At 52.2% G+C, this 7,627-nt stretch carries 10 protein-coding genes and 1 pseudogene; 7 read left to right on the top strand and 4 right to left on the bottom strand.

Annotated features, from left to right (window positions below; translation table 11 throughout):
- The first annotated feature begins 464 nt into the window (after nucleotides 1–464).
- Together DXY10_RS15005 and DXY10_RS06820 are read left to right on the top strand one after the other, a co-directional pair.
- On the top strand, nucleotides 465–593 hold the full coding sequence (locus tag DXY10_RS15005; protein ID WP_256359474.1) for a hypothetical protein: 129 nt from the start codon (nucleotides 465–467) through the stop codon (nucleotides 591–593).
- A gap of 378 nt (nucleotides 594–971) precedes the next feature.
- A complete protein-coding gene (locus DXY10_RS06820) occupies nucleotides 972–1,622 on the top strand; it encodes a methyltransferase domain-containing protein (protein ID WP_115017666.1) in 651 nt (216 codons plus the stop codon).
- Between the two features lie 1,069 nt (nucleotides 1,623–2,691).
- On the opposite strand, the gene DXY10_RS06825 is transcribed toward DXY10_RS06820, so the two are convergent.
- A complete protein-coding gene (locus tag DXY10_RS06825) occupies nucleotides 2,692–3,429 on the bottom strand; it encodes a GAF domain-containing protein (protein WP_115017669.1) in 738 nt (245 codons plus the stop codon).
- A 103-nt stretch (nucleotides 3,430–3,532) separates the two neighbouring features.
- On the opposite strand from DXY10_RS06825, the gene DXY10_RS06830 reads away from it, so the two are divergent.
- On the top strand, nucleotides 3,533–3,751 hold the full coding sequence (locus tag DXY10_RS06830; RefSeq protein WP_136989100.1) for a hypothetical protein: 219 nt from the start codon (nucleotides 3,533–3,535) through the stop codon (nucleotides 3,749–3,751).
- On the opposite strand, the gene DXY10_RS06835 is transcribed toward DXY10_RS06830, so the two are convergent.
- On the bottom strand, nucleotides 3,732–3,890 hold the full coding sequence (locus tag DXY10_RS06835) for a metallothionein (protein ID WP_115017672.1): 159 nt from the start codon (nucleotides 3,888–3,890) through the stop codon (nucleotides 3,732–3,734). The genes DXY10_RS06830 and DXY10_RS06835 overlap by 20 nt on opposite strands.
- Before the next feature lie 140 nt (nucleotides 3,891–4,030).
- Nucleotides 4,031–4,189: pseudogene (locus DXY10_RS14875) on the bottom strand (glycine zipper 2TM domain-containing protein); the annotation flags it as partial.
- A 26-nt stretch (nucleotides 4,190–4,215) separates the two neighbouring features.
- Between DXY10_RS14875 and DXY10_RS15010 the strand changes: the two are divergent.
- Both DXY10_RS15010 and DXY10_RS06845 read left to right on the top strand, forming a co-directional pair.
- Nucleotides 4,216–4,344 carry a hypothetical protein gene (locus DXY10_RS15010; RefSeq protein ID WP_256359475.1) on the top strand — a complete coding sequence of 43 codons (129 nt, stop codon included), beginning with the start codon at nucleotides 4,216–4,218 and terminating at the stop codon, nucleotides 4,342–4,344.
- Nucleotides 4,345–5,378: 1,034 nt separating this feature from the next.
- A complete protein-coding gene (locus tag DXY10_RS06845; protein ID WP_136989102.1) occupies nucleotides 5,379–6,170 on the top strand; it encodes a hypothetical protein in 792 nt (263 codons plus the stop codon).
- Between the two features lie 356 nt (nucleotides 6,171–6,526).
- Here DXY10_RS06845 and DXY10_RS14260 read toward each other — a convergent pair whose 3' ends face one another.
- On the bottom strand, nucleotides 6,527–6,769 hold the full coding sequence (locus DXY10_RS14260) for a hypothetical protein (RefSeq protein WP_136989105.1): 243 nt from the start codon (nucleotides 6,767–6,769) through the stop codon (nucleotides 6,527–6,529).
- Nucleotides 6,770–6,966: 197 nt separating this feature from the next.
- Between DXY10_RS14260 and DXY10_RS06855 the strand changes: the two genes are divergently transcribed.
- Both DXY10_RS06855 and DXY10_RS06860 read left to right on the top strand, forming a co-directional pair.
- On the top strand, nucleotides 6,967–7,227 hold the full coding sequence (locus DXY10_RS06855) for a hypothetical protein (protein ID WP_115017680.1): 261 nt from the start codon (nucleotides 6,967–6,969) through the stop codon (nucleotides 7,225–7,227).
- Between the two features lie 171 nt (nucleotides 7,228–7,398).
- On the top strand, nucleotides 7,399–7,627 hold a 229-nt coding region (locus DXY10_RS06860), incomplete at its 3' end, for a hypothetical protein (protein WP_371411129.1).

Genomic DNA, 7,627 nt, shown 5'->3' on the forward strand with positions numbered 1-7,627 from the left:
ACTACGCCCCTGCGCCTCAGGCTCCGGTGTATCACCAGCCTGCTTATGGCTATCAGCAGCAGAGCAGCTACCAGCAGCACTCCGGTTACGTGCAGCCGGTCTACCGCTGAGGCTCAAAGCAACGGACGGCTCTGAAGGCAGCCAAGTGCAAGACCCCGCTTCGCCAGTAGCGGGGTCTTGCACTTGGCCCTCAACAACTTGACCGGAGCTACCAGTACTTCGCAAAAACCCCCTTAGGGCGGGGCTTGGAGTTCTTATTGCCATAGCCAGTTCAGTGGCTCCGAGTGCATCTGATTTTGAATGGATGGCCGCTTTCAAGGCCAGATTGACCGCGTCGATCACCGAAGGAAGCTCTCGCAACTAAAGAGCTCTCATCACGGATGATCGCAGCACCGCGATCGCACCTCTTTACATTTCGATACAAACGGGCTACAATTCTTCATATACCGTCGCACAGCGCCTCGATGACTGACTATTCCGCCGCCATTTTTGGGCTGATCGCCTTCACGACTGTCATTTCAGCCGCAGTCGTTTACGTGCTAGCGCAGCCCACAGACCTACCCGTTATCAAAAATGCTCAAGCCAAAGCCTGAATCATGTCTATAGACGCGCGCTGTCAAGAGCAAAAGTCGGCTGCCGACCGGATGTTCATGGACTTCAAGTATTCGAAGCCAGGTTCAAAAGACCAGGTCCGATCATTGTTAACTCTCAGCTTCCTCGTTGGTATGTGGGCTGATTTCCTCGACAACGAAGAAAGGCGAATGAACGCTGCTCTGTCGTTGCGGGCAGGCGCATAGGTCTACGTGAAGCTCAGCCTTGATACCTGGTCTGGGCTTCAATTTTTGTTCTGGGCTACTGACTCATTGGAGATGCCTCTATCCCAGCGACTCGTTTCAAGTCTGTGTTCTATGTACAGTCCTAACGCTCAGCATTCTCGTTGACCAAAATAATTCTTACGTTCAGCTCTCCAGATGTTTACTAAGGTCCTCACAGACGCTCAGCGCTTCAAACTCGATCAAGAACCAGATCATATTTTCTACCAGAATCCACGCTTCGTTCAGCACCTTGATGACGGCTTTCGTGCTCGCCTGACTGAGTTCTACAGAGAGCAGATTCCGTCCTGCGCGACAGTTCTCGACCTTGGTTCAAGCTGGGTTAGTCACCTTCCCGATAACGTTCGCTACGAGAGGGTTATTGGCCACGGAATGAATGAGGCTGAACTCACGGCGAACCCGAGGCTCGACAGCTATTTTGTTCAGGACTTCAACCGGGATCCAACCTTGCCGCTCCAGGAGGGCTTCGTTGATGTTTGCGTGGTAGTAGCAGCTTGGCAATATTGGACGAGGCCTGAGGAAGTGGCAGCCGAGATGCTGCGAGTGACACGCACGAACGGGACTGCGATCGTGGCCTTCTCCAACCGCATGTTTTTTGCTAAAGCTCCGCAGGTCTGGACCGATGGCGATGATCGTGAACACCTTGATTACGTTGGCACCGTTCTTCAAGCGAACGGATGGGGTGATGTGAAGGTCTTAGCTGAAGAAACTAAAACAGGCGGCCTCATGGGGTTGATGGGAGGCAAGGGTGAACCGTTCTTTGCCGTTACGGCCCGCAAGCAGATTTAGGTTTCCTCCATCAGTCGGCTTTACTCAAGCGCATTCTCGGCGATTGAGATCAGGCAGGTGTCGCTGTCCAGCACGATTGTCTACTTGGCCTGAGGCCATTGATTGGGTCTTGGCTTACAGCTTTTATCACCACCTTTCGGAACGCTGATCTGATCATCCGCCGTCTCAATGCATGATGTCTGATCAAATCGCAAAGCTTCTCGCTTAGTTCTAGGCGCTGATAGATGGCTTAACGCAGTGGGTAGACTCGACCTTGACCAAATACATCAATCAGCGTTGAGAGATCAATGGCTTTTGTCGATTGCATCGCTCTCTCCATCAGTTTTGCCATGCTTTTATTACCCTTCGCAGGAGTGGCTTTGTTAGTGGATGAAGGTGCGGAAGAATAGAAAAGGGAAAGGCCATCTCCAATAGCGAACCTCTCCGGTATTGATGGCTTAGACCTACCAAAGCCACCATAATTATACTGGCAAGTTTGAAGGCAAACTGCGAGCTGTGTTGGAAAATTGCAAAGAAGAAAGGAGGGAGTACAACCACGTCTCCCCCGTATTGGTGACGAACAGCTGTCAGCATGTCACCTTAACTATTCTGGCTACTGCTCAAAAGAACCGCGAGTTAAAGAAGGAGGGGATAGAGATACATCCCCTCTACTTCTAGTGACTGAGAGTGGAGAAGCCCAGTCACCGGCGGAATTATGGCTAATCAATTTCCCAACCGCGAGTAGAGAAAAGGGCCTCTCCGAAGTGAGGCACCCGTCGTCTCCACGCTCAGCATAGAGACGGGGAGTTTGCAACCGCGAGTCCAATCTTCTGCGCTTTCACCTCAAGTTCAAGCACTCGTCTCCGTGCCTGAAGCCGCTTACAGTTGGTGATGAATGTGGCGGAGTCAGGACTCTCGCCGCATGCAGTACCCCCTTGACTTCCCAGGCCAAGCTCACATGTTCTGGCGGAATGTCACCGCTCAAGGTCGTGAACTACTGATTGCCAGAAGCTTTGCTTCTGCGCCAGTCTCCGGCTTCGGTTGAATATCTTTCAGCCGAACTTTGCTTGTTTTGCCTTTGGACTAGAAGCTAGTTTTTGGTGATTGCTTGATCTGTACTTTTTTCGGTCCGCCAAACTTCTAGTACGTCCGGAAAATGCTCTTCCATGCATGAATCGCAAATGCCATGGGAGAACTTTAGGCTAGAGTGCTTAGATAAGAATTGATCCAAATAGCCCCAGCTTCCCAGGCCATCTTTGACTTTTCTACAATAAGAGCATGTCGAGATTAGGCCTGAAGAGTTTTGCAATGAGTAGAAGGATTCGACTAATTTGATTGATCTTTTGCGAAGCTCTAGAAAGGCCACAACTTGTCGCGCAAGCGCATTCATAATGGAGCATTGTTTGTCGGACAAGCTCCCAGGCTCCCTGTCAATGATGCACAATGTGCCAATGCGCAAAGACTCGCTGCTTTGTAGCGGGAACCCTGCGTAGAGCCTGATTTTAGGGTCTCCGCAAACTAAAGGGTTTTCTCTAAATCGTTCATCAAGCAGAGCGTCTGAAACGATTAAGGGATCGGGAGAGTGAATCGCATGGGCGCAGAAAGACCAATCTCTAGGCGTTTCCTCTGCCTCGACACCAACTTTTGATTTAAACCACTGGCGATCAGCGTCTACCAAGCTTAATAGTGATATTGGCGCGTTGCATACAAGAGATGCGATCTTTGTGATGTCGTCATAGGCTTGTTCTGGCTTTGTGCCTAGAATCCTGTATTCGGCAAGTGCATTAAGCCTGTCCTCTTCATTGATAGGAATGTCAGGCTTTTTCAAGGGATTCTGGTTAAAGCAGCATTTATCTTTTATAGAGGTGCAATTTCAAAAGTCGGGGCCTGCCAATGAAAGTTAATCTTTCTAGGCCCTGTGAGCGTTGCTGGTGGCTGTGATTTGGAGGCCATCGGTGGTCGAGGCCCTAATGGTGGTGGACTGCTGGGCCAAAGCGTCAACGGAAGCCAGCAGCGTCAGCACGCTGCTTCTACCTCTGGACTGGCTCTACTACTCAGGGGCAAAGCAACGGGCCACTGTGAAGGCAGCCAAGTGCAAGCCCTCGACCGGCCAGGAGCGGGGGCTTGAATTCAGCAACAACCGCAAGTAGTGCAGCAGCTTTCATCGTCTGCATGCCCATCAGCACATGGTTGAGAGCAAGACAGTTCACCGTCTTTTTTGACGGCTGATTCGCGAGACACGCTGCAGCCACAGGGCTCACATGCGCAGGTTTGAAGTGACATTGGCATCGATCGCACTGAACTGTCTCACCTTCATGCCCTCTTTTGCCCTCAATGACTGGGAAGGCTCAGCGTCATAGAGGTCGTCTCGGTCAGTGTTGCTGCCCTTGCAGGGCAGCCTTTACAGAGGTCTCGTGCTGCATTGCGCATCAACCTCCATCAACTTGACAGCCGACCAACGCACCAGCAGCGCCACCAAGAGGAACGCCAATCCATCGTCCTTCTCCCCTTGACAGCACTGCGCCTAAGCCAGCCCCCAACAGCCCTCCAATCACGCTGCCCTCGACACAACTGTTGGTGTCTTGATTGCTCACTGGGGTGCCATACGGCTGGCTTGGATAAGTCCTGGACCGGTGATATGCGTCGCGGTTGTAGGCGTGGATTGTGCGGTGATGCCGTTGCTCAGTTCGATACTCCCTCCGCTCAAGCGGGTACCGATGCCTGGTCACGACTGTTCGCTTGACAACTCTGTCAACGTTTGGATGCTCGTAGGTCGTCACAACGGTTGTTTCCGCAGGCTGCCTATACCTCCTCACGACGGTTCGTTCGACGTAGCGATCTGGCCGATGGTGGCGGCCACCATCCCGGTGGTACGACACGCGTTGATGGCGATGATGAGCCATCGCAGGGGAAGCCGACGAGGCCAGGAGCAAGCACAACGCGATGATTCTTTTGGGCATGACTTGTTCGTCAGTACGCTTCGAGAGTGCTGGCTTTTGGCGGCGAGGAGGTGACTGATTCCCGCTGGTCTGTAGCTGGATGTGACTGCGTCTGATTTTTGCCCTTCAGGTCATTGCGCAGGTTGATGCGTTGTGGCGATAGTGGCTCCCCAGAAACGCCTGGATTTGTGGAGGTCAATCCAATTCACCACTTAAATTCCCAGCCTGGCATGTCTGCCTGATGTGGCCTTGTCTCACCAAGACTTGCTTTGAATGAAAGTTGAAAAATAAAGTGCTCGACTCGAATCGATTGTGTTTTCATCCCTCTTTTTGGTTCTGCTGTTTGGGGCTCATTGGCTGGGCTTTGAGTGGGGTGGAGTAGAGCGATATGCGCGCAAAATGCTTTGTCGATCCAGCCTTTCGTCATATAGTCCTTGTGCTTTGTTGTCTATAAAAACAGCTGTTGATCACTGGAGGTGCGTGAATCTGAGGATGGCGACTAGCGAATGCTGGGGCAATTGAATCAGTTGTTCTCCAGATATACCTTTCATTTGCTGGCTATTTGTGATTGGAGAAGATTGAAGTCAATGGCTTCTTCTTTGACTCATGGCCTGAGGTGTTCGTTGGCATCTATGGCTAATCGATTGGGCTTGGAGAGCTTTGTGATTTGGCGCATAAGCTGCTCTGGGAGTGATGTTGATCCTGCGGCTGCTTGGAGGTGGAAGTCTTGGAGTCTTGCGTAGGCATGATCAAGTATTTGTGTATCTGTCTCCATCCGTTGTGCTGACAGGTCAGGGCATTGCTGTCTATGTCTGGGAATAGATGTATGAACGACGTGATGCGTGCCGCACTTTTGATGCTCGGTCCCCTCGCTCTGAACATTGTTTTTGGAGCGATTCAGGTTGAGGCGGCGGAGGAGGCTTGTCCCGAGCTCAGCAATGGACATTATGCGGTCTGGGGTAAAGGGTGGATTGAAGGGAAAAGTTCTGGGGACAGTGTTCCCACTGCGCGCCTGATGGAAGAACGTTGGCTGAGTAGCGGTTTGGTGGAGGGTGTGCTGATTGAGCGAGTCGGCCGAGAAGAACGCCGATCTCCTTATCAGGGCAGGCGCCGCGCCAGCTCTGGCTGTGTTGTGACGGTTGAGCGTCACATGCCTTGGGGTCAGGAAGAAGCTGAGGTGGTCGTCGATCGCGATGGTCGGCCTGTCTACAGTTTGCTTCGTCATCAAAGCGATGTTCTGAGCCTTCGCTGGATGTCTATGGAGACTGGTTTATGCAAAAGTTCAAGCTTGAATGGTGTTGTGCTAAGTCAACAAATGGGTTTGAGTCAACAGCGCGGAGAGTGGTATCCCAATGTGGTAATACAAAGGGAGCAGTGGAATAATGGTGCGGTTGATGGTGTGGCGCTCTCGAGTTATCATGGTAAAAGTGAAGAGGCTTCTTATCGTGGTCGCTTGACAATGGCCCCAAATAGTTGTTGGGGTTCCCTTAGGGAAGTCGATAGCAAAGGGAATCGATATCACTACGATGCACTGATTGTTGCCGATCGCTCTGGTGCAGATGCTCGTGGGTATATTTATCTTCAAAGTGATCCAGATGACCTGACTGTCGGTTGGCTTGTTCGCGAGTGATGCTCCCTCGTTTGATTGAATAGACCAACAAGCGATCTCCTGTTTTTGGCTCAGGTCTGATGGTTTCGCTTCAGGCGTGTTTGGATGTGATGTCTGGTTCGGATTGTGGCCGGTCGGTTGTGCATGCCATCACCAGATTCTTGATGGTCTTGCGCTGGAGGGTGCTGGTCGCGAGTGGGCGATGATCGCGATCGGGTTGACGGTGACTGGTGATGGACTTTGTTTTAATTTTAAGTTGATTACTGTTGATCAGTCGTCTCTTCGTGTTGTTGTTGGCTTCACGCCATAAGTGATCTATTGCTCTCTGAGTTGTTGTTTCTCTGCTGATTAGGACTAAGCGTTCAGCTGGATCGGGATCAAGAGCTGAAACGGGTTCCAACGCCTCGTGGTAAGTAGCTTTTTTTTGCGTTCGGAGGAGATCCTGTTTTTGCTTCAAGCGGTTTCCCTTTGGGCACGGTCCATTTCTGACCGCCAGCAATCACCGTTACCTCGTCGTAGTAGGTCCAGGCCCCGTACTCTTTGGCAATCTCGTCGAGGACCATTTTCCGGGACCATCCTTTAAAAGGACCGTCGGTGTGGATGTGGTTCAGATCATCCATAAGGGTGCGAGCAAGATGGGCTCGATGCCATTTCAGCAGCCCTACGGTCTGAACAGCTCTCTCACAACAATGTAAGGGGGATGGCTGAGGCAAGAGCCTCAATCGGTGATCTTCGCTTGGCGAAGGAGTCATCGCGCTGGAGAGGTTCTTCCTGCAATATCTCTGACAGAGTGACAAGACACTGACTTCAAGGATCTGTGGCCAAGAACCGTTTCAGTGAGAGGGATCTGATCAACCTGTGGTTTGTTCCTGGTGCCGTGTTTGTCGTTTTCGCCGCTGGCTTCATGGTGGGTGGATTGGTTGAGGCTCGCAGGATGCCATCGCAGCCTTCTTTGTTCTCTCAGGCTCCTGGGCTACGCGAAATCGGTGGGGTGACCGCCTTCGCCTTCTACAGCGCCTTTCTCTGTGATGCCGTCTCACGGGGGCAACGAAAGAAATCGAAGCAAGAGTCTGATTAGCTCTGCATCGGCTCACTGGTTCTGGTGGTGCGATCTGCCGATCCGTCACCCCCCGATCCAAACGGGGTTTTTGCTTGCATCGACGTCGTATAGATCAACGTGTTCAAGCGCTGTGAGCCAAGCCGCTAACTGGCGTTTGCGCAGTTGTGAGCAAGCGCACAGCAGGAGGGGATGGAGGTCATCAGCTGCAGAGCTGAAAGCGGAGATGGTGAATGCATCGGAGGGAGCGATCCCACCTCACTCATCACCCCCATCAGAGCAATGACCACGATCAAAACCATCGCCGCCGCTGCTGCCTCCCTCGCCGCTGGTGCCACCTTGATGAGCGTTGCAGGCCCTGCTGCGCAAGCCAATCCCTACAACAGCTTTGGCCGTGCCGGCGGCTGTGATTCTGTCGCTA

This window comes from Synechococcus sp. UW140 (genome assembly GCF_900474295.1).
In the GTDB taxonomy this organism is placed as follows: domain Bacteria; phylum Cyanobacteriota; class Cyanobacteriia; order PCC-6307; family Cyanobiaceae; genus Synechococcus_C.